Here is a 21,612-nt window from a genome sequence, read left to right as displayed (position 1 = left end):
GGCGTGCTGTTTTCTTTTGTCCGACTACTTATTACCATTGTAGCTGTGTCACGTCCGTAGGGGCGCAAGGCTTGCGCCCAGCAGGTTTACGCTAGATTTGGTTGAGTTTCCTTACGTCAACCCAACCGACACCCTGACAGCTTGCCAATTATAAGCGGCGAGTCATTCCCATGACAGCATCAACAGTCAATTGAGGCAAATTACCCAAAATAGGCAAAGCCTCTGAACCTGAACAGATGGTTGGTAAGTTATCTCCCTGCCATACCCAAACCTGTTCACTTCCGGGGTCAATTAACCAAGCTAATTGTGTACCATTGCTGAGACAATGGAGAATCTTTTTCTGTAAATCTAACGTACTTTGGTCAGGTGAGCGAATTTCAATCAACCAATCGGGTGCGCCATCAAAAGGTCCATCCTCTTCCGACAGACGATCAATCCTAATAATAGAAATATCTGGGACTGGAGAATAGGGCGGAACTAGACAACGTAGTTCTTGTACCGCTTCAAACCTATCCGTATGACGGTTAATATAATTAACCAAATTGCGTTGTAGCCGCGAGTGAAAAAGGGTTGGCATCGGCTTTTGTATCGCACACCCATTGATCAATTCCCATGCTGGAGACGACTCAATATTAGGTTGAGACAGAAATTCAGTGAGTGGGGTAGTTAGAATTGAACTCATTAGGGTTGACTGAATCAGTATTGTGGTGAAGGGAGGGAACAGGGAATGGGAAACGCAGCCGATAAATTGGGTTACTCTTTGAGAATGATCTGCCTAGTTAGCCACCCCTGTTATAATTCAGTCCGCGTAGGCGGACTACCCTTCGGGAAGGCTTCGCATACATTAGTGTAGTAGCGATTTTAATCGCCGTGGCAAAAAGAGGGTAACTAATCCGAACAAGATTGCTCCAACCTCTTAACCTTCTCTACATCTTGAGGTTCACCTGGCGGTACAGTTCTCTCATCCATAAAATACATCTCAAAACTCTCCAATTGCTTACCACCGTCATGGGTAGCATTCCACGTCCGACAGAGATACTTTCCATAATAAGGATAAAGCTTTTTCCCGATCGCCCGATTTAAATTAATGAAATAAACCCGCCATTGCTGATTCCCATATATCGCCTTTAACTGCTGAGGAGTCGGCTTATCCCAATTCACCGCACCCCCACCCTGGAGAATATCAATTTCACTGCCATCCTTCAGTTTACCTTCAATCACATGCCAACCATCATCTAGAGGCGGTGACGGCGCAAAAATACTCCACGACTGATCCAATCGCGTCAAACGACTCACCGGATCAATGCGCTGAAATGTCCGGCGATTCAAAAACTTATGCGTCGCACTAATCCAGTCATCTTTCTCAACCGGTCGTCTGGTAAAGGTTTGAGCAGCAAAACTGCGAAGATTCCAAATAAATGTAAACATCAGTAAAAATAACGCGATCGCATTCAGCAGCCGTGAAGGACGTACCTCAATCGGGCGAAACTTGAGCGGTTTAGTTAACATCCCAGCCGTGCGTCGATTAGACGCTATTGTCTCATAAAACCTCGTCCCCACCGCCATAACTGGACGCCATCTCAACACCCTAGCCAAAAACCCAAATAACGGCGACAGACTCACCACATAGGCGATAGCTTCAAACTTAAAATGCCGATTTTCTTGCCAATCCACAACCACCCATGAATTTTGGGCTTCCATATCCGCACAAATCGACGCATCATCTTGAGCCATTCGTAACGGAGTTCTCGGCAAAATTAAGACCGTGCGAATCAGATGGACAACCTTCTTACAAAAGCCACAATCGGCATCATAATAAATCCTTAACCCCCGACGTTTATCGGTATTCAACCGCTTAGCCAGTCCATCCCAAACCGGACTCGGAAGCAGCGCCAACCACGTCGCCATACTCAGAAACGATAAAACCCCCAGTTCAAAACTTAACTCAAACCCAATATGTAACAGAATAAATGAAACAATCGCCACACAGCGGAAAAAGCTATTCCGGAAGGGAATAAATATCATCAATGGTCCGATCCATTCAAACCAGAGGGCGCTGAATGTAATCGCTTTTAACAAGAGTGGCGGAAAGCTCAGTAAAAATAGACCAAATCCCGATACATACTGATCGAAACTTAAGGAATAATAAACCGCATCGCCTTGGGGCCACCAAATCTCACTCTGGGTTTTATACGCCGCCGACCACATATAAATAAAGCAGAGTTGTACCATCAAGGCAAACGTCGCACCAGAGACAACCCGCTTCGGTAACGGTTGGGTCGATGTATTCAGCGCACTATCCACCGAATAAGACGCACCCAAGGGTAAAAACATAGCCCAAAATAGGATCGCTCGCAGCACATCATCGGCGGCAAAAATTAACGCCGGATTGCGGTGTTGCAGGGAAATAACTAACGCCCACGTCGCAATTGTTGCTAGTCGGGTGCGATATCCTACTAACATCGCCAAAGCGATAAAAAACGCCAATAAAAAAAGTAGCCCTTGGACAAAAGGCTCACCGCTAATTACATGGATAGACAGATACCAGGGATTGAGGAATTCATCAATTAGTGCGCTACGCGGGAGAATCCCAGAATCCGTATAATGAGCATTTAACCCTTTAACCCGGATGATTAAATCCCAAATCACCATCAACGCCAGACCGATGCGAAAAACTGCTAGCGATCGCAGGTCAAGCCCAAATACTTCCTCTATCTTAGCGGCTAAAGGACGTTTAGCTTTTTCTTTATCACCAACCATACTAAAATAAACCTTCTTTTGTATCGAGAAAACCCGTTCAGCAATTGAAACAGTTTAAACAGACATCAAATCCTACATTCACATTTCAATTAAACTTAGCCAGATGAATTCCGAAAACTTCCCCTGGTCTGACTTCACTTACTTCGCCTGGGTGCGGTCTTTCTTAACAAAGGGTTCTAATCCTTCAGCCAATTCTCTCGCTCTAATTTTCCGACTGTCCGGTAAAAGGTGGTGGTGGGTATCCGCAAACAAACTCGAATCGCTTTTTAGGTTAAAGGTTTCTTGATCATAGGCGATTAAAGGGGCAATTTTTTCCAGTTCCGCCGCAATCTTTCGCATATTCGCGATCGTCTCTTGCTCCGTACTCGCATAGACCCAAGGTAAAGATATAACTAAAGTAGCGCCTTTGGCTTCCACCTGCTCCCGAAATTCAGTGATTCGGTCTATGGCATGATCAGAAATTGGTTGCTTAATTCGCCATTTCCACCACTCACCCTTGCGAACTTTGGTCACTGTGGGGTCTCCTCGGTCAGTAAAGGGATCGGAGTAATATCCCGTCATTTCGCCTTTTTCAATCAAATCTATTGTCGATTTTGTCAGTCCTCGTAGAGTTGGGGTTCCCACTAACAATAAGTTTTCAGCAAGCTGCTGAGGCGGAACATCACCCAAACCTGGTCGTCCAATGGCAATGCCAAATGGCACCGAACGGTCTAACAATCCATCATCATCTAAAAGAATTAAATCTTCAGGAATCAGCAGCACAATATCTCCAGGGCGCACTTGATCTAACGTACTAGGCAGGATTACATTCAGCCCCACCGGTCCATCCAATCCTAGGTTGAACACCGGAATACCCAGTTCCGCTTCTATCGCCGCCGCACTCGTGGCATAATTCGCTCCTGACCCCCCCACAATCAGCACTCTCGTTGGTGCTTGTACTTGTTCAGCAACTGCCATCTTGTGTTCATACATTTTTCGCAGGAAGCTTAATTCACCGCCATGGTGGACGTTATAAATGTAACCTAGTGACCAGGCAACACCCGCCGTAATTAACCAAGATCCGAGCTTAAAAGGTTTCCACATAAAATTAAGACTATATAATTATACAACCGTCAATTGTAAAGGTTAGGTGAAGGATACGCCATCAACGTGACGGAGTATTTTACGTTTTGTAAATAAATATGAATATAATCCTCTAAAGACGACCAGGGTTGTCAAGCTGTATTGGTCAAAAACAATGGTTTTCCTAGAATAAACGAAATTTTCGGTGGTTGCCACAGATTTTTAAATAAATGTAAAATAAAGGGCAGCCATTGCCACCATACACACTCATGAAAATCAAGCTTGAGCCGATTCCTCTAGGGATTATTGTCATTGGAGTTTTATTTTCACTCTATTTACAATTTCAAATTCCCGAAGGTACATATTTTAGCGGCGATGCTGCGCTCAAATCCTTACTCGCCCAGCAGTTAAGTACGGGTGAATGGCGCTTCGATCTGTGGCAACCCTCAGAAGCCTGGGTGCGAAATCTTTGGCAGGATGGATTATATCCTTATGCACCACCGTTTGTCTACAATGTAACGGGGCGCTATTACATTACCTTTCCCTTTACGTTTCCCCTAGTCACCGCACCATTTTATGGACTTTTTGGCTTCAGAGGTCTTTATCTGGTTCCGTTAGTTTCTACATGGGCAATCTGGGGTACTTTCTATCTTACCTGTAAACGTTTAAAGGTTAGCGCATTTCATACCTCAATTGCGTTAATTAGTCTGATCTTTGCCTCGCACTTAACCCTGTATAGTGCCATGTATTGGGAGCATAGCCTTGCCGTTGCGCTTTGCTTTGCAGGTATGGCAATGCTGCTAATGCTCGGATATCCATCGGGTTTATCGAAACCCAGTGCTGTAGTCAGTGGCGGTTTAATCGGTTTATCGGCTTGGTTTAGACCCGAGTTTTTGTCTATGGTGGCGACGTTATCCGCTTTGGTGATTATTGCTGCCTTAGCGAAGAGTAATTTTTTGAATTTATTTAACAAGTTTAATTTCAAATCTATCCATTATTTAGCCAAAAACAAAGAAACGTTTATCGCGAGTATGTTTGTGGCAGTTAGTCTATTTTTTGTCGCCAACAAACTGGTTTACGGTCTTTTTCTGGGAATGCATGCGGTAGAAATTGTCGAGGAGTTCTCTTGGACTCGCCGCCTTGCTGAGGCTTGGGGCAATTTCCAGGAACTCAGTGTCGTCGGGTTTGAGTATTTCCCGATCGCCTTTTTTCCGCTACTTTACTTGCTCTTGTGTGTCTTTAAGAGACTAGAAGCTAAACTGAACCTAAAAATCGTTACTCTGGGTATAATCGGTCTATTAATTGCCGCTGCTGGGTATCTATTTCTGACTGGAGGTGCGGCTGAATTAAAGACAGCGATTAAGCAATATAGTCTGCCAATCCTCATCGCGATCGCGTGGCTGTATGTGTTCAGAAAAATCGAGGTAAAATTCAATGCTAGGATAGGGGTAATTTATCTAATCTGTGTGATGTTCACTGCTGGTGCTTGTTTATTGTTAGATTCTGGTGCGGACGAGATTGCGGTTGGGGGTAAGCAGTGGGGACCGCGATACTTATTGTCTCTTATCCCCCTAGTCACCTGGGTAACGATAGAGGAGTTAAATTTCATCAAGGACAGATCACGTCCCCTTTTCCAATACATCAGCATTTTTACCATCGTTGTCCTTTTAGCCATTGGTATCCACAAAAACACCTACTTAGGCACAGTGGCGTTGCAGAAGGCGCATCAAGGCATTCCTCCCGCCACCCAACTCTTGGCAGAAAGTCCAGAACGGGTGATTGCAGTGTCTCATCAATATGCGGCTCAATTGCTAGAACCCCCTCTGAGAGGCGAAAAGTTCTTTTTTCAAGCTGAAACTAGCAATGATTTAGTTAAATTGAGTAAAGTATTAGTGGAGCAGAATCAGGATCAATTTATTTATGTATGCTATCCTTATCGAAAATGCCAGCCACCGGAAGATAGTCAGGATAATCTCCAATTCACTAAAGGTGAGCAGCGCTTTCAGATTGAATTGTCTAATTTAGGTCAGTTTGGCAAATATCCCATCTACGAAGCCTCGATTAAGCAACCCTTGTAGACGAGTAATCGTTGAGCTATACTTTAAGTCTTAGTTATAGCGCCAATGTCGTCTTGATTAAACGCTACTTTGAGAACCCCAATGTTAATAAAACCTCGCAAAAAACAACTACAAGAAATTGTTCATAACCAAGAAGTATTTGCCATTATTATTAGCACTGAATTTAACCAACCGGGTATTCACTTTTTTACCCCCGACAGCTTTTCGCAACAACTAGCCTACATGAGGCATCCGACGGGAAAAACGATTACTCCTCACATCCACAATCAAGTCCGTCGAGAAGTCTTTTACACTCAGGAAGTTCTGTTTATTAAACAAGGGAAACTGCGAGTCGATTTTTATGACGACCAGCAACAGTATTTAGAGAGTCATATCCTAGAAGCTGGGGATGTCATTCTCCTGATTAAAGGAGGACATGGCTTTGAAGTCTTAGAAGAAATAGAGATGATTGAAGTCAAGCAAGGTCCTTATGTGGGGAATGAGGACAAGACTCGTTTCCCCGGCGTTGAGAGCAAACAGGTCAAGATAACGGATTAACCAACTATGGGAGAACCAATTCCGGTCAATGAACCTCTGTTAGACGGCAAAGAAAAGCAATATCTCAATGAATGTATAGACACCGGATGGATTTCGTCTGAAGGACCATTTGTCAAGCAATTTGAAGCCGAATTTGCCACTCGTGTAGAACGAAAACATGGCATAGCTGTGAGTAATGGTTCCATGGCTCTAGACGCGGCTATCGTTGCTCTGGGAATTAGTGCAGGGGATGAAGTCATTCTGCCTACATTCACAATTATCTCCTGTGCCACTGCGATTGTGAGGGCGGGAGCGATTCCAGTGGTTGTGGACAGCAATCCTGACACCTGGAATATGGATGTTGAGCAGGTAGAAGCAAAGATTACCCCCAAAACCAAAGCCATTATGGTTGTCCACATCTACGGCTTACCTGTAGAGATGGACGCCATCCAAGCGTTAGCCCAAAAATATAACTTATTGGTGATTGAAGATGCGGCTGAAATGCATGGTCAAACCTATAAGGGGAAACCTTGTGGCAGCTTAGGTGATATTAGTACGTTTAGCTTTTATCCCAACAAACACATTACCACCGGTGAAGGGGGAATGATTGTCACCGATGACGACAACCTAGCGCAACGCTGTCGTTCTCTGCGAAATCTGTGTTTTCAACCCCAGCAGCGTTTTGTCCATGAAGACTTAGGCTGGAACCTCCGCATGACGAACTTACAAGCCGCCGTCGGACTAGCTCAATTAGAGCGGTTGGATGAATTTGTAAGTCGTAAACGCCAGATGGGACAACGTTACACAGAACTTCTTGGGAATGTAGCAGGTTTAGAGTTACCCCTTACCCGCACCGATTATGCGGAAAACATTTACTGGGTGTATGGTGTCGTCTTAACCGATGACGTGCCTTTTGAGGCGACAGAGGCAATGAAACGATTAAGAGAGGAGAAAATTGGCAGTCGCCCCTTCTTTTGGCCCATGCACGAACAGCCTGTATTTCATAAGATGGGACTGTTCAAAGGGGAGTCCTACCCTGTCGCTGAACGTTTAGCCCGCCGAGGCTTCTATATTCCCAGTGGTATGGCGTTAACCCCTGAACAGATAGAACGAGTCGCCGCCACCGTTAAAGATATTTTACTGGAAGCGGGGCAATAATACAGAACCAGACTCCTAACGTTTCTAGGGGATTAGACACTGTAACCTAATCCAAATGCCACTGACTTAAGCTGGTTTCGTAGTAGGCACTTTAGTGCCAGAAGCGAAGACAGCGCTGACTACCAACTCTAAAGTCAGTGCCATTCCACCTAAGTTGAATGTTACTGAATTAAGGTTGGTGGGCAGTGCCCACCCTACATAGCTTCCCTCAACTATTGCCTATTGCCTGTTCCCTATTCCCTATTCCCTCCCCCTACCACAACACTCCCGACAGCAAGCCTTAAGTTAATCATTTTTTCCGGGAAAGCTGCCATATAGTTGACACATATTTGCGTCCTTTGACCAAGTAATCCCACAAGTTTAAACCCGTTTTGCTCTCCCCTGCGGTACGAGGTACGCAGATGTAAGGGATTTCGACGAGTCGGTAGTTCAGTCGTTTGGCACGGTATAACAAATCGATGCAGTATTCACCATAACCCCCACGCAGCTTGATACGCTCCAATACTTCGGCACGGGCGGCGATGAAGCCGCTAGTGTAATCATGTATCCGGCTGTATAGCATCACTCTGGCGAAGGAATTAATAATCCAACTCAGGGTGCGAGCCATTAAACCATGAGCTCTATCCGTTCCCCCCGGAACCCACCGGGAACCAAAGGCAACATCGGCTTCGTTTTTCTGGATAGCTTGTACCAGCCTGGGTACGTCTTCAGGGGGCATAGAGAGGTCACAATCCATCCAAGTGACGATTCCAGCATTATAGGTGTGAATCGCCTCATCAATGCCACGCTGGATAGCCGAGGTTAACCCTTTTTCACCAATCCGTCGGACTAAGGCAACCCCTACCGTGTTGCCATCCTCTGGTGAAGTAGAGGAAATAGGATAGCGATCGGCAAACTGTTCTACAATCTCCCATGTGCCATCAGGGGAGTTGTCATCAACCACAAGCACCAGGTAAGGTGTCGCGTTACTCGCCAGCAGGCGCTCAATCAGCGCACTGATATTGTCCTGCTCGTTGTAAGTCGGCAAAACTGTACAAACCAGTTGATTGGGTGATGCATCTTGAACGTCGGACATTTATCCTCTCCAGATTAGCCGTTACCAGAGGAAAGGAGCAGCCAAGAACAACTTTTTCCCCTTTCTTCTGTTCATAAACATACTCTGAGAGGAAATCTTTGGTCAATTTATAACTCTGATTTAAAATCCAATGCAGTATTTAGGCACTGATTATCTATATTATCCTGAATCAGAACCCTATAGATAACTATCACGCCCTCCTCAATTCCAACTCATTCACCTCTTTGTTCGAGGGTAAGCTTGTCAATAAGCTCTCATCTTTTTGAGGCTTGAGGGGGGAAATGCTTTGTCTGCAAAGCTTTTGAGCTGCTTGTCACCCCTTCAGGATACATCCATTAACCCTCAAATTGGTCACGATTTATAGTAGAAGGCAGAACCTAGAAGGGAATAGGAGTGCGAGTGGTTCGCCTACTTCTTACTGTTGCACAATTTTCGGCTTTTTACCCATTAACCAATAGGTTTTCATCTTACCCTTGCCTTTAACCCGGATAAACCCCCGTTCGACTAACTCATACTTGTCTCGCAAGCGCTGATACGTTGTCTCAGTCACCTGAATTTTGTCCGGTTGACCGCGAGATTCCATGCGACTAGCGATATTCACCGCGTCACCCCAAATGTCATAGCTAAACTTAGTTGTGCCGATGACGCCCGCAATCACGACTCCGGTATTAATCCCAATCCGCAAGCGAAAATTCTTACCCGTGGCGGTGTTAATTTGGGCAAGACTCTGTTGCATCTCCAGCGCCATTTGCGCGATCGCATCGGCATGATTATGCTGAGGAGTAGGAAGTCCGCCAACCACCATATAAGCATCACCAATGGTCTTAATTTTTTCCAAACCATGCTTTTGAGCGAGTTGGTCAAACGTGGAAACGATCCGGTTGAGCAAGCTAACTAGCTCTTGGGGAGAAATCTGACCCGCTAGTTGAGTGAACTTTACCAAGTCGGCAAATAAAATTGTCACATCCTCATGTTTCTGGGCGATTAATCCTGGCTCATGTTGCAACTGCTTGGCAATGGGTTGGGGCAGAATATTCAGTAACAAGTTCTCAACTTTTTGCTTTTCCCGTTTTAAAGCCGCATCGGTTTGCTTGCGTTGGGTAATGTCATGAAAGAAAACCGAGAGTCCTTCATAGGAGGGAAAAGCTCGCACTTCAAACCAACATCTGATCGGTGGGTAGAAGGCTTCAAACGTGACAGGACTCTGTTGATCCATTGCTTTGTTATATTGCCGATCAAATTTTGAACCCACCGCATCGGGAAAAGCATCCCAGAAATTCTGGCGCAGTAATTCTTCAGGTTGGCGCTGTAAAATTTGAGCGCCGACTTGATTAATATAGGTAAACCGCCATTGTCGATCCAAGGCAAAAAATCCATCAGTCATGCTTTCGAGGAGTTCGACGACTTGCTGATCTGATAATCGCTGTTTGGCTTCGACTTCTCTGCGCCTAGCAATTTGGCGATTTAACCGAGTTAAATTCAACCGTAGTTCCATTTGGTTAATCACCTGACGGCTTAGCGCTTGTAGGGCGTTGATCTGTTGCGGTGTGAGATCGTGAGGAATCTGGTCAATCACACAGAGGGTTCCCAGGGGAAAACCATCTTTTGTCACCAAGGGAGCGCCAGCATAAAATCGAATATTCGGATCAGACGTTACTAGAGGATTCCCCGCAAACCGCTCATCTTCTAAGGCGTTGGGTACAACCATGATATCTTCGGGATTCAGAATTGCATGAGCGCAAAATGCCTGGTCTCTGGGTGTTTCTTGCGCCTCGATGCCAACTTTGGATTTAAACCACTGGCGATTTTGATCAATCAGGCTAATCAGGGCGATGGGAGTCCCACAGATGTGTGAGGCTAAAGCTGTGAGGTCATCAAAATCTTGTTCGGGTAGTGTATCAAGGATGTTGTACCCCTGAAGAGCCTCGATCCGCTCGGCTTCGTTGCGGGGTACGGGTGCAGCTTGCATCGGGGGTTGAGTAGAGGAACGCTGATGCGACACTATTGTGTTATACAAACCTTTACCGAGTTTTGCCAGCCATCTGATGATACTGACAATTCCTCTAATCAGATTTTTTTTTAACCTTCTACGTTGACGATTCGGCTTAAACAAGGGTTAACCGTTTTGAAACACTGCACAATGTATCTAAATGGTAGCCACACCACTTGAAGGATGAACATTAATGACGTGCTGGTAACTATTTTGACTGAAACCGCGAAAACATGCATAAGTCAGAAGAATCAATTCCGACTAATAAAAAAGAAAAAAAGGTGGGTAATACCCACCCTTTGCTTATATGTGTTATAATTTCAAGCTAGCTTTGTTTAACAGGTTCCTTGGCTAAAAACTTCTCCAATTCTGTCAACGCATCCGCATCAACCTTGGTCTGCATCGGGCAGAACTTAGGTCCACACATTGAGCAAAATTCAGCCGTTTTATAGATATCTGCTGGCAACGTTTCGTCGTGATATTCTTTTGCCCGGTCAGGGTCAAGTGCTAACTCAAACTGACGGTTCCAGTCGAAGTTATAGCGGGCGCGGGAGAGTTCATCATCTCGGTCGCGTGCGCCCGGACGCTGGCGTCCAATATCAGCAGCATGGGCAGCTATTTTATAGGCAATTAAGCCATTTCGCACATCTTCAGCATCCGGTAGTCCTAAGTGTTCTTTCGGCGTCACATAGCACAGCATCGCTGTCCCATACCATCCCGCCATAGCTGCCCCGATCGCGGACGTGATATGGTCATAACCGGGAGCAATATCAGTGACCAAGGGACCTAGCACATAGAAGGGGGCTTCAGAACACTCTTCCATCTGCTTCTTGACATTAAACTCAATTTGATCCATCGGCACATGACCGGGACCTTCCACCATCACTTGTATATCATGTTCCCAAGCGCGGCGAGTCAGTTGTCCCAAGGTTTTCAGTTCGGCTAATTGCGCTTCGTCAGAGGCGTCATGAGTACAACCTGGACGCAGGGAATCACCTAAACTGAACGAGACATCGTACTTCTTGAAAATCTCGATAATATCGTCGAAGTGGGTATAGAGAGGATTCTGCTTATGATGGTGCAGCATCCACTTCGCCAGGATACCGCCACCGCGAGAGACAATCCCGGTGAGGCGATTTCTCACCAAGGGTAGATGTTCAATCAGAAGTCCCGCGTGAATGGTTTGGTAATCAACCCCCTGCTGGGCATGTTTCTCAATAATGTGGAGAAAATCATCCGCCGTCAGGTTTTCAATCATACCGTAAACGCTTTCCAGGGCTTGGTACACTGGCACAGTACCAATGGGTACAGGCGAAGCGTTGATAATCGCGGTGCGGATTTCATCCAGGTTTCCGCCCCCGGTGGATAAATCCATTACGGTATCGGCGCCATATTTAACCGCCAGGTTCAACTTGGCGACTTCTTCGTCAATATTGGACGAATTAGGAGACGCCCCAATATTGGCATTAACTTTACACTTAGACGCGATGCCGATCGCCATCGGTTCTAAGTTGGTATGGTTAATATTGGCAGGAATAATCATGCGCCCCCGCGCCACCTCATCCCGAATCAACTCTGGGGAAAGGTTTTCCCGCCTTGCGACATATTCCATTTCCTCGGTAATCAGACCTTGGCGGGCGTAGTGCATTTGTGTAACATTACCCTGTCCTTGCCGCTTCGCGACCCATTCTGATCTCATATTTAGATTCCTTTTAATAAACCGCTTCCCTCCGCTGGTCTTAACCAGTCTCAGGTTCTCAGGGTGTAATCTCAGCCTGGTTGCTCAGGCACCCCTAGCTTTAGTTGTTCATCCTACCACTAGGCTTGGGTGAGGGGATAAAGCGTTATAAAAGTTTACATTTGTAGTGACTTGGCACACCTAAATAGATAAACCTTTTAACCCGTAGGGTGGGTTAGGCGGTACTCAATTGATGAAACGAACTATTGAATCATCTATCCGCCGTAACCCACCAAGTTATCCTTGATTCTGAATTAACAAAAGATTCGGGTTCCTCAACAAAATTAAGACACTTCCCATTGACGATAGCGGGGCGAGTCGAGCAAATTAAGGAATTTCCCCTTAATGATAGTCCAGGGTTGATGTATGTCACCTAACCCAATCTAGGGCTAAAGCCCTTACTACGAACGAACTCAAACTGAAAATCGCTTCATCTCTTTATCAAATAGTTCCTTGATTTTCTGCGAATCAAATACTAATGTTCCCCGTTCATCCCGGAATGTGCGGTTGGGATCACCCTTAAATGACAGCCAGTTAAAGCTGGTGACAACAGCAAATTTGGAGTCAGAGATAAGGATTTTAGCATGGGTATCGCCCAAACGCTTGAGACGAAAGTTATCGTACTGCTGATCGAGTTTTTCTATCGCGTTTTCGGCTTTCTTGTCGCGGGTTTTCTGATTGTAATCTTCCCCTAAACCATATCCAATAAAAACCTTTACTCCCCGCTTTAGAAGTTTCTCTAACTGTTGAATTAACTCATTTGTCGCGTTGGCTCGAATCCATGGAGAAATAATTAAAAGACGTTCTTGACTATCTTGCAGCGCCTGTTTGAGCAAAGGGCGATGTTCATAAACTCCTAGCCAACGAATCGGAACATCATTGAGTTGAGCCTGGAGTTTTTCTATTTCCTGGTTAGCGGCTTGAAGTTTTTGCTCAAGTTCTTTCTTTTCGTGATCCGTCTGGGTTCGTTCAATAGTCTGGCGAGTGGTTTCAATAGTAGCGCGAACCGAAGCTACCTTATCTTTTATATCATCCACTTCTGGGAGTGGAGCTTGAGCCACAAATTCACGTCCTAAAATATCTTCAGCTAATTTCTTACATTCACTGTCATTAAGATTTTCTATGATACGGAGTTTCTTCACACCATTAGCACGAGCAAAGGCTTGTTCATGCTCAGAGGATAGCCTTTCATCAATGGCAAACGCCACCTGCACTTCATCCCTATCTTTGGCTTTATAGATTAGGGCTAATGCGGGTTGAAAAAATCGCTGTCGGCGCTCAATAGTTTTTAAAGCCAGAAGCTCTCGTTCTCGCGATCGCGTTTTTTTCCTCTCCTTTTCATCTTGACTAATAATCCGGTCTACATCCGTTAGTTTAATGTCCGATAATTCTGGAGGTTTGGCGGGAAGAGCTGGAATTTCCATCATTCCTTGCTGACGCAACTCTCTGGGACGTAGCAAATTTATGTCTAATCTTCCATACCAGCGTACATACCTTAATAGTCCGTCAAAGTTAATTGTAAAACTGCGTTCTTCGGGGACAATAAGTTGGGCTTCCTTGAGCGTTCGTTCTCCTTTTTTAGTCAGCTTCCAAACTTGCATCGCCGAGTCTTCTGGAGCGATCAGGTCGATAGTTTCGCTCAACCGTAGCTCAATCATGGCTTCTCTAAGGATAGAGGGTTCTAAACCCAGGAATCCAGCGATATCCTGTTCCGAGGATAACCCAGCATGAATGGCTTTTAAAACATATTCTTCTATAGGAGGAATCGGCTTACGGATTTGAGTCAGAGCTTGAACCGTTATTTTGTAAACAGGTAAACCCACTTCTTTATAGCTAACCAAATCAAAGCCAGCTCGATTATCGTAGCGACGAGCAATTTGTTCCTGATCACATTGTTCTGGGCAAATTAAGAAGTCATATTTCGGGACATTCATTACTTAGCCTCCTGGAGAGAACAATACTCTGGATTACGCTCAACATAATCCACAACTCGACTAAGAGGATTATGGCGTGAGGTGCGACAGAAGAGATGATCGCCGACAATAACTAAACCAACTTTTCCTCTAGATAACGCTACATTCAGCCGCTCATACTCCCGGAGAAAACCCATGTCACCCTTTTTATTAGAACGAGTCACCGAGTATACAGCAATATCAGCTTCGCGCCCTTGAAATGCATCAACGGTATTGCACTCAATTGTCAGTGCTGACAACTTATCTGATTCTGAAGCTAGGTAACGATTGAGTAATTTTAATTGGGCTGAGTATCCGGTTAATACAGCAATGCTGTAGTTAATTTTAGCCTGAATTGCCTTATGATTGAGTTGTTGGAGCAATTTAATAATAACGTTTACTTCACAGACATTGTTATAGCTAGGATTCGCATACTGTTCACGACGATTTTGCAATTTTGTCGTCGTCAACCAAGTCACGGGTTTAGGGATAACCAAGTTGAGATTAGCATCTATATCAGTTCTGGCACTTTCAATGTTACCTTCATAAAAACACTGACTGACTAACTCGCCAATCGGTTTAACCATGCGATGTTGAATTGTCAACATTTTGCGGTTAGCTTCGGGAAGCCTTCTCAAGAGATAATCAAATAACGTTTCTTTGATATCCTCTTGATTCAGATCATACTTGTTTAGAAATTCAGTATCTCGACTCGCTTCATCTTGGAATGGGGGAAGTTGTTGAGGATCACCAACTAGAATCCAGCGTCGCGATCGCGCTAAGGGAACTAACGCTTCTGTCGCCGTCGCTTTGGAGGCTTCATCGACAATACACAAGTCAAATTCGATATCCTGAATGTCTCTGGGAATCCCGATACAGGTTCCCGCCACGACTTGCGATCGCTTAATTAAAGGAGTAGTAAATGTTTCATTGCGACCAAACTGCTCAAACCATTCTGTCTGAATACTCAGCAAGTTTTGCAGCATATTTGCGTCAGAACTGTTAGCGTCATCAATCAAGAGCCTTGCATAACCTTCTAACTCCTCAACTGGCATATTCAATAGTTCATCATATTCGATTTCACTTAACTTATATAAGCGTTTAGCTGTTTTCTTTTGCTCATCGCGAGCCAGTTTAGACTGCTGACGCAAACGCTCAATTTCTTCGACAATACTTTGAACTTCATCTACCCTGTCTTCAGGTATTCTCTCTATCGCTAGTGAGTTTTGCTTGTCCGGATTGTAGGCATTAGGGCAAATCTCATCTAAATCTTGCTGCCAAATTTTAATTTCTCCTCTCAGCGTATTAAGCTTTATGGTTGTATTTTTTAACGCTTGAAACAAACTTGACATTTCACTGTCATGGGGAGAAATACCCCGTTGGGCTGACCAATTAGCAATGAACTTTTTTCCCTTAGCAATAACATCTTCTCTCCACTGATTCATCTGTTCATCGAGTAGAAGCAAATGAACCTTTTCTGATACCCGTTCATGGTTGCCAATCCGCAGCAATTTTAAATTAGGATTTTTCGCTTGAATCCGTTCGAGGGCATTATCGAGAGCGACATGAGTCTGGGAACTGAGCAGAATTCGTGCATCCGGGTTTTGCTGAATCGTTTGCAGGATAACTTCTGTAATAAACGTTGTTTTTCCTGTACCGGGTGGACCTTGAACAATCAGAAAATCATCAGTCGAGAGTGCGGCTTTAACAACTTCCTGTTGCGACAAATTGAGGGATTGAATAAACGGTATGGTTTGATCGAAATTTGGAGAACAGGCTTGTTGGGGATTAACCAGTAACTTGCGTAAATCTGCGCGAACAGCACGGTCAAATCGCACAGCATCCAAAGCCACTTTCTGGCGACTTAGGGCAACTTCAGCCGCATGACTATCAAAGCGTAGTTCTCCTGATTTTGGTAATCGATCAGGCGTTCCATATCTAATGTATAGGGTTAATTGATCATCGTTTATTTCTTCAACATCTCCTCGAAGTACGCTATAGCCCTTGGCAGTCTTGACATGACGAGGTTGTCCAGTAATGTCGTCATCGGGAAGGGATTCTATTTCAAAGACAACGCGATTATCCTGATCGGTAAAGTGTTTATATCGAATCGGTGTCTCGCGTTTTTCTTCCCAGTCTGTTTTGGCTCTAAGAATATCACCCCATATCCGAAATAAGCGTTGTTTTTCTTCTTCTTCTTCTCGTTCTCTTAGACTGGCTTCATGCTCTATAACCGCGTCTTGTAGCTCCTGAATTACTTCTGTTGCTTCATATACATTCAGTGGGCGGTCAAAATTGAACTCATAGGGTAGAATCCAAGCCCGCTCGCGACGCTGTTCGAGTTGTGAGTAGGAAGAAGACCAAGCATTAAAAACAACTAGGTTGTTCCGTCGTTTTTCATCGACTTTGACGTGATAACGGTAGGAAATCCCATAAATTTCATAGTGATCAGCACTATTTGGATCATCAGATATTTTATCTTTGAATTTATAGGGACGAATCCCACTTCCACATTCATTATTGAGATCACTCAGAATAATGTTCTGGATTTCAACTTGGGAAGAATTATCCAGTTCACTCTCAAGTCGGTTCAAGCATTTAGGTGTCAACTCAAGGAAGCAAGGGCGTTTTTTCCTTTGTCCAGTTTGGGTTTGACTGCTTTGAATAGCTTTAAGTTCTGCTAGGAGAACCTCGGCGTTTGGTTGACGTTCTGCGGGATCAAGGGAGACAGCACGCTCGATAATGTCAATAATTGACTTTGGCGCATTCAAGGCTGCGATCGCGTGATTAATGCTATCGTAATTGACAAGCTCTACAGTTGTTAGGCACTTGAGCACCAAAACGCCGAAGCTGAAGACATCGCGAGTATAGGTATAAGAACCATCATCCTCCTCTGGCGGTGTGAAGGGACGAGAAACAAACTCCCTGAGTGTCACACGAGGTTGCAGGTAGCTTTTCAGCTTAGAAATGCCAAAGTCAGCCAGTTTTGGCTTGCCATCACTACCAACTAAAATATTACTGGGTTTGATATCTCGGTGAACACAGTTACGATTATGAGAGAACGCCAAAGCGTCGAGTATCGGTAAACCTACCGCCAGCCAAAATGAGTCCCATTTATCCAGCGGGGATTCTTCCAGAAGTGCGGTTAAATCCTTTTCCATCCACTCCAAAACCAGGAAATGATGACCCCTCTGTTCATCTTTACCTGAGTCGAGGAGTTCCACGATTCCGGGATGCTTCAATTCCTGGAGGGCTTGAGTTTCGCGCCTAAAGGATTCAGCGATGATTTCCTCTTCAATATTCCTTTGTGTGAATAACTTCACCGCAACCCGTCTTTCCTCATCATCCTCTAAATCTCTTGCTCGATAAACCTCAGCCATCCCTCCTGAGAGAGGATTGGAAGATAGAGCATATCGACTATTGATGAGGCGAACGGACATGATTGATTTGCCCCTAATTGTTTCCAATGATGAGTAGCACTTCTACCAGTTTGACACACAATCAGGAGATTGGCTTTGGGCTTTGACATTGGAGCTTTTATATAGTAGACACATCGATTAGGACTTTCGGCGTCATTGTTCCAGACGCGCCATGGCGCGTCTCTACATAATAGGAGATTTCCTCTGGATGGAGCAAGTGTTAGAGAGGTGCGTTATCGTTTAGATGACGGTAACATAACTAGCTATATTGTCTACGATGACAATGGACGGGCAATTAAGCGAGTAGACTTGACGGGTAAAGCTCATGCAGGAACACCAACGCCTATCCTTAAATACAGATGAGATGAGCGATTTCCAGCAGTGGAAAAAAGCCAATGGCGATGATTTTTCACTCTGGGATTATCTGGGTGGAGTCGCTAATATTGAAGTGGCTTTAGCCTTCACCAAACTCTTTTTCCCTGACGTTGTTGAACATGAAGGCGGTATATTTTTATTAGAAACCTTCCATCTAGAAACCTATAAACAGTGGCAAGCAAAACTCGCAGATGATATTGCCGCCATTGAACAGGTAATGAACCATCAGCACATTGATGATTTGCTTCCTGGTTCAGAATGTGTTGGAATCGATAACTTATTTTATTTGGGACAATTGATCAAACAAATGTGGGCAAATCATCTCAAGTCACTGTATCCCAAGCGTCGTTTTAAGGTTTCTTGTGATAAAGATGAATATACCGTGATTGTCACCTTCCATCAGATGTTATCTCGGAATAAGCTGTCATGCATTTAAATTGGGTATTAGTAGCGAGCAAGATGCTCGCACTACAAGGCTTTCGCCATTATTGACATTAAGGTTTAAATGCCGAACAGCTTAACAATCAGCACCTCGGCTTCGCTCGGTGTTGACCCTTCGACTTCGCTCAGGGTCAACGTGTTTGCGGGAGTACCCACCCTCAGCGCAAGCAGGGTGAGGGGATAAAGCTTTATACAAGTTTACGTTGCCAGGGGGAGCTAGGGAAGCGGGGGAAGCGGGAGGAGAAATAATTCACTCTAGAGTATAAACCAAGATAACTCAAGACCAACCCATTTTTATCATTTACGTATTTTTGCGGAGACGCCCACCACCCCTCCTTTAAATTTCCGTAAAACAACGATGGTTGAATTGTTCATCTGTTTCGACAATAGGGTCAAGATTACTGACTAAATATTCAAGCCCTGTTAGAGGACACCGTAGCACAGGTGTTGGTTTATTCATCATGACAGCTCAATCAATTAATGTTCGCGGAATGGAATTATTGATGGCGTACTCCCAAAATCCTTCCATTGAGTTACGTAATCAGCTTGTCCGGTTAAATAGTGGATTGGTGAAGAAAATTGCTTATCGCGTCAGCCAGCAATGTAGCGAACCTTATGACGATTTGGTACAACTTGGCTATCTGGGTTTGATTCGGGCGATTGAACGGTTCAAGCCGGATCAAGGGTATGCCTTTAGTTCCTTTGCTGTGCCATTTATTCGCGGCGAGATGCTACATTTTCTTAGAGATAAAGGAAATATTGTCAAGATTCCTCGTCGTTGGCAAGAACTTCAGCAGGAAGGACAGCGCGTCAGTAAGCGGTTAACCGCTACATTAGGACGTCCGCCAAAAGAGGCGGAAATTGCTCAAGCGCTGAATATTTCGATGCAAGAATGGCAGGAGAGTAAATTAGCCTCGAAAAATCGTTTACCCTTGAGTTTAGATTTGACGGTGGGTCATAATGTCGATCATCCGGTCACGTTGGGTGATATGCTACCGGATAGTTATGACCAAACCTTGCAGCACTGGGAAGAAGACCGACAGCAGTTACAAGGCGCGATCGCGCAACTGGAAACCAAAACCCAAGCGGCGATTGAGTTCGTCTTTTTCCGGGATCTCCCGCGCAAAGAAGCGGCTAAACACATTGGTGTTAGTCCGATGACGGTAACGCGACACCTGCAACGGGGGATAAATGAATTGGTATCGTTACTACAGCCGCAAACACCAGAACGTCTCGCCAGTTAGAATTCGGATATGTGATATTCGACCAAACCCATGAAACATTTTCTCTTAACGTGGCTGTTTACGGCACTGGCATTAGTCATCACTGCCTATATCGTACCGGGTATTGAGATCGGGAGTTTTGCCACGGCGGCGATCGCGGCGGTTATCTTAGGGATTGTCAATGCTATCGTCAGACCGATTCTGATTATGCTGACTCTACCCTTGACGATTGTGACATTGGGGCTATTTTTGTTAGTGATTAATGCCATATCCTTGTCCTTAGTCGCCTACCTAACGGGTGCCATGTTTACCATTAGTGGACCTCTTGACGCCTTGATTGGTTCAATTGTGTTGTCTGTCGTTGCAAGTATTCTGAACCAATTTGCTGATTAATTGGTCATTGGTTGGGCAGGTTTTGAATTAACGTTATCATCGATAAGAAAACGAAAGCCCCTACAGACAGGCAATCACCAGACGTGCCATGGCACGTCTCTACACGATTATGATTAAAATTCTTCACCTATCAGATATCCATCTGGGTAGTGGTTTCTCCCATGGGCGAACTAACCCAGAAACGGGGTTAAATACACGACTGGAAGATTTTGTCAATACCTTATCTCAATGTATTGATCGCGCCATTGCTGAACCCGTGGATTTAGTCTTATTTGGCGGCGATGCATTTCCTGACGCCACACCTCCCCCTTATGTGCAAGAAGCCTTTGCTACGCAATTTCGCCGCTTAGTGGATGCAGAAATTCCCACGGTATTGCTAGTTGGGAATCATGACCAACATTCCCAAGGCAATGGGGGGGCAAGTTTATGTATTTATCGTACCCTAGGTGTGCCTGGATTTATTGTGGGTGATACGCTGGCGACGCATCCAATTCAAACCCGGAAGGGTTTAGTCCAAGTGATTACTTTACCTTGGTTAACTCGTTCCAGTTTACTGACACGCCCAGAAACTGAAGGGTTAGCCTTAGGCGAGGTGAATGAGTTATTAATTCAACGCCTTGAACCGATTTTAGAAGGAGAAATTCGGCGGCTAGATTCCCAAGCGCCAACCATACTCTTAGCCCATTTAATGGCAGACCGTGCTAGTTTTGGTGCAGAGCGTTTTTTGGCTGTAGGGAAAGGCTTTACTATTCCCCTGTCACTGATGGCGCGATCGTGTTTTGATTATGTAGCATTAGGTCATGTTCACCGCCATCAAAATCTGAATCCATCGAATAACCCACCAGTGATTTATCCGGGTAGTATTGAACGGGTTGATTTTAGTGAGGAAAAGGAAGACAAGGGTTATGTGTTAATTGAGTTAGATAAAGGTAAGGTTGAGTGGCAATTTTGTCCCTTACCTGTGCGTCCATTCTGCACGATTAACGTGAATCTGGCTGAGGAAGCTGATCCAGAAGCAGCATTACTTAAAGCGATTAAGAAAAAAACGATTGATGATGCTGTAGTTCGGTTGATTTATAAAGTTCGTTCTGATCAGTTGGATTTAATCGATAATAGTAAAATTCATCAAGCCCTGAGTGAAGCCCACAGTTATACGATTCGCCCCGAATTAGCCAGTCAGTTAGCCCGTCCACGTTTACCAGAATTGGGCGTGGGTAGCAGCATGAATCCCATGGATGCGCTGAAGACGTATTTAGACAGTCAAGATAATTTAAAAGATATTGCCGCCGATATGTTAGAAGCGGCGCAATATTTATTGGATGGGCAAGGAGATAGTTGGTTAGAGGTAGAGGAGTCGAGAGACGATAAGCAGGAAGCGAGTCAAGTGGGAAAAGGGAATCAAAAGAATCAATTACGTTTACTTTAGCGTTTC

The 21,612-nt window shown here is 44.8% G+C and carries 16 protein-coding genes and 1 riboswitch; of the genes, 8 read left to right on the top strand and 8 right to left on the bottom strand.

Translation table 11 applies throughout. The features are described from left to right. Positions 1-148: 148 nt before the first annotated feature. From RID53_RS03750 to RID53_RS03740, 3 genes are all read right to left on the bottom strand, one after another. On the bottom strand, positions 149-682 hold the full coding sequence (locus RID53_RS03750; protein ID WP_446386837.1) for a Uma2 family endonuclease: 534 nt from the start codon (positions 680-682) through the stop codon (positions 149-151). A 206-nt stretch (positions 683-888) separates the two neighbouring features. Continuing rightward, on the bottom strand, positions 889-2,760 hold the full coding sequence (locus tag RID53_RS03745; RefSeq protein ID WP_446386836.1) for a DCC1-like thiol-disulfide oxidoreductase family protein: 1,872 nt from the start codon (positions 2,758-2,760) through the stop codon (positions 889-891). Positions 2,761-2,898: 138 nt separating this feature from the next. Then, a complete protein-coding gene (locus RID53_RS03740; RefSeq protein WP_446386835.1) occupies positions 2,899-3,843 on the bottom strand; it encodes a hypothetical protein in 945 nt (314 codons plus the stop codon). Positions 3,844-4,091: 248 nt separating this feature from the next. Here RID53_RS03740 and RID53_RS03735 point away from each other — a divergent pair, with 248 nt between their 5' ends. The 3 genes from RID53_RS03735 to RID53_RS03725 all read left to right on the top strand — a co-directional run bounded on the left by RID53_RS03735 (position 4,092) and on the right by RID53_RS03725 (position 7,574). Next, positions 4,092-5,900: an LA_3751/LA_3752 family putative glycosyltransferase gene (locus tag RID53_RS03735; protein WP_446386834.1), complete on the top strand. Its 1,809-nt coding sequence runs from the start codon at positions 4,092-4,094 to the stop codon at positions 5,898-5,900. 81 nt (positions 5,901-5,981) lie between these two features. Next, entirely contained in the window at positions 5,982-6,437 is a 456-nt protein-coding gene (locus tag RID53_RS03730; RefSeq protein ID WP_446377158.1) for a hypothetical protein, read from the top strand. Between the two features lie 6 nt (positions 6,438-6,443). Continuing rightward, positions 6,444-7,574, top strand: a complete 1,131-nt coding sequence (locus tag RID53_RS03725; protein WP_446386833.1) for a DegT/DnrJ/EryC1/StrS family aminotransferase — start codon at positions 6,444-6,446, stop codon at positions 7,572-7,574. Positions 7,575-7,863: 289 nt separating this feature from the next. Here the strand turns inward: RID53_RS03725 and RID53_RS03720 are convergent, their stop codons facing one another. The 5 genes from RID53_RS03720 to RID53_RS03700 all read right to left on the bottom strand — a co-directional run bounded on the left by RID53_RS03720 (position 7,864) and on the right by RID53_RS03700 (position 17,769). Next, a complete protein-coding gene (locus RID53_RS03720; RefSeq protein ID WP_446386832.1) occupies positions 7,864-8,649 on the bottom strand; it encodes a polyprenol monophosphomannose synthase in 786 nt (261 codons plus the stop codon). Between the two features lie 415 nt (positions 8,650-9,064). Continuing rightward, the gene (locus RID53_RS03715) at positions 9,065-10,762 is read right to left on the bottom strand and encodes an adenylate/guanylate cyclase domain-containing protein (protein ID WP_446386831.1); all 1,698 of its coding nucleotides are present in this window, start codon (positions 10,760-10,762) and stop codon (positions 9,065-9,067) included. A gap of 202 nt (positions 10,763-10,964) precedes the next feature. Further along, the gene (gene thiC / locus RID53_RS03710; protein ID WP_446386830.1) at positions 10,965-12,338 is read right to left on the bottom strand and encodes a phosphomethylpyrimidine synthase; all 1,374 of its coding nucleotides are present in this window, start codon (positions 12,336-12,338) and stop codon (positions 10,965-10,967) included. 9 nt (positions 12,339-12,347) lie between these two features. Beyond that, positions 12,348-12,444, bottom strand: a riboswitch (TPP riboswitch). A gap of 346 nt (positions 12,445-12,790) precedes the next feature. Continuing rightward, entirely contained in the window at positions 12,791-14,311 is a 1,521-nt protein-coding gene (locus tag RID53_RS03705; protein WP_446386829.1) for a phospholipase D-like domain-containing protein, read from the bottom strand. Further along, complete coding sequence (locus RID53_RS03700; RefSeq protein WP_446386828.1) at positions 14,311-17,769, bottom strand: AAA domain-containing protein; 3,459 nt, start codon at positions 17,767-17,769, stop codon at positions 14,311-14,313. Before RID53_RS03700 ends, RID53_RS03705 begins: the two co-directional genes overlap by 1 nt. 135 nt (positions 17,770-17,904) lie before the next feature. On the opposite strand from RID53_RS03700, the gene RID53_RS03695 reads away from it, so the two are divergent. The 5 genes from RID53_RS03695 (at position 17,905) to sbcD (ending at position 21,606) form a co-directional block, all read left to right on the top strand. Continuing rightward, on the top strand, positions 17,905-18,111 hold the full coding sequence (locus RID53_RS03695; RefSeq protein WP_446386827.1) for a polymorphic toxin type 24 domain-containing protein: 207 nt from the start codon (positions 17,905-17,907) through the stop codon (positions 18,109-18,111). Continuing rightward, positions 18,074-18,559, top strand: a complete 486-nt coding sequence (locus tag RID53_RS03690; protein ID WP_446386826.1) for a hypothetical protein — start codon at positions 18,074-18,076, stop codon at positions 18,557-18,559. Before RID53_RS03695 ends, RID53_RS03690 begins: the two co-directional genes overlap by 38 nt. Before the next feature lie 466 nt (positions 18,560-19,025). Then, complete coding sequence (locus tag RID53_RS03685; RefSeq protein ID WP_446386825.1) at positions 19,026-19,808, top strand: RNA polymerase sigma factor SigF; 783 nt, start codon at positions 19,026-19,028, stop codon at positions 19,806-19,808. 30 nt (positions 19,809-19,838) lie between these two features. Continuing rightward, on the top strand, positions 19,839-20,180 hold the full coding sequence (locus RID53_RS03680) for a phage holin family protein (RefSeq protein ID WP_446386824.1): 342 nt from the start codon (positions 19,839-19,841) through the stop codon (positions 20,178-20,180). Positions 20,181-20,289: 109 nt separating this feature from the next. Further along, on the top strand, positions 20,290-21,606 hold the full coding sequence (sbcD, locus tag RID53_RS03675; protein WP_446386908.1) for an exonuclease subunit SbcD: 1,317 nt from the start codon (positions 20,290-20,292) through the stop codon (positions 21,604-21,606). Positions 21,607-21,612 lie beyond the last annotated feature (6 nt).

The organism is Coleofasciculus sp. B1-GNL1-01 (genome assembly GCF_040220235.1).
Taxonomy (GTDB): Bacteria; Cyanobacteriota; Cyanobacteriia; order Cyanobacteriales; family Coleofasciculaceae; genus Coleofasciculus.
The sequence above is the reverse complement of the archived record's forward strand: the minus strand, read 5'-3'. Positions and strand labels throughout refer to the sequence as shown.

What these genes read in the sequence shown, in the direction of transcription:
- RID53_RS03705 (WP_446386829.1), bottom strand. Translation starts at nt 14,311, where the DNA reads ATGAATGTCCCGAAATATGACTTCTTAATTTGCCCAGAACAATGTGAT.
- sbcD (WP_446386908.1), top strand. Translation starts at nt 20,290, where the DNA reads ATGATTAAAATTCTTCACCTATCAGATATCCATCTGGGTAGTGGTTTC.
- RID53_RS03700 (WP_446386828.1), bottom strand. Translation starts at nt 17,769, where the DNA reads ATGTCCGTTCGCCTCATCAATAGTCGATATGCTCTATCTTCCAATCCT.
- thiC (WP_446386830.1), bottom strand. Translation starts at nt 12,338, where the DNA reads ATGAGATCAGAATGGGTCGCGAAGCGGCAAGGACAGGGTAATGTTACA.
- RID53_RS03745 (WP_446386836.1), bottom strand. Translation starts at nt 2,760, where the DNA reads ATGGTTGGTGATAAAGAAAAAGCTAAACGTCCTTTAGCCGCTAAGATA.
- RID53_RS03685 (WP_446386825.1), top strand. Translation starts at nt 19,026, where the DNA reads ATGACAGCTCAATCAATTAATGTTCGCGGAATGGAATTATTGATGGCG.
- RID53_RS03690 (WP_446386826.1), top strand. Translation starts at nt 18,074, where the DNA reads ATGCAGGAACACCAACGCCTATCCTTAAATACAGATGAGATGAGCGAT.
- RID53_RS03720 (WP_446386832.1), bottom strand. Translation starts at nt 8,649, where the DNA reads ATGTCCGACGTTCAAGATGCATCACCCAATCAACTGGTTTGTACAGTT.
- RID53_RS03680 (WP_446386824.1), top strand. Translation starts at nt 19,839, where the DNA reads ATGAAACATTTTCTCTTAACGTGGCTGTTTACGGCACTGGCATTAGTC.
- RID53_RS03725 (WP_446386833.1), top strand. Translation starts at nt 6,444, where the DNA reads ATGGGAGAACCAATTCCGGTCAATGAACCTCTGTTAGACGGCAAAGAA.
- RID53_RS03750 (WP_446386837.1), bottom strand. Translation starts at nt 682, where the DNA reads ATGAGTTCAATTCTAACTACCCCACTCACTGAATTTCTGTCTCAACCT.
- RID53_RS03740 (WP_446386835.1), bottom strand. Translation starts at nt 3,843, where the DNA reads ATGTGGAAACCTTTTAAGCTCGGATCTTGGTTAATTACGGCGGGTGTT.
- RID53_RS03735 (WP_446386834.1), top strand. Translation starts at nt 4,092, where the DNA reads ATGAAAATCAAGCTTGAGCCGATTCCTCTAGGGATTATTGTCATTGGA.
- RID53_RS03730 (WP_446377158.1), top strand. Translation starts at nt 5,982, where the DNA reads ATGTTAATAAAACCTCGCAAAAAACAACTACAAGAAATTGTTCATAAC.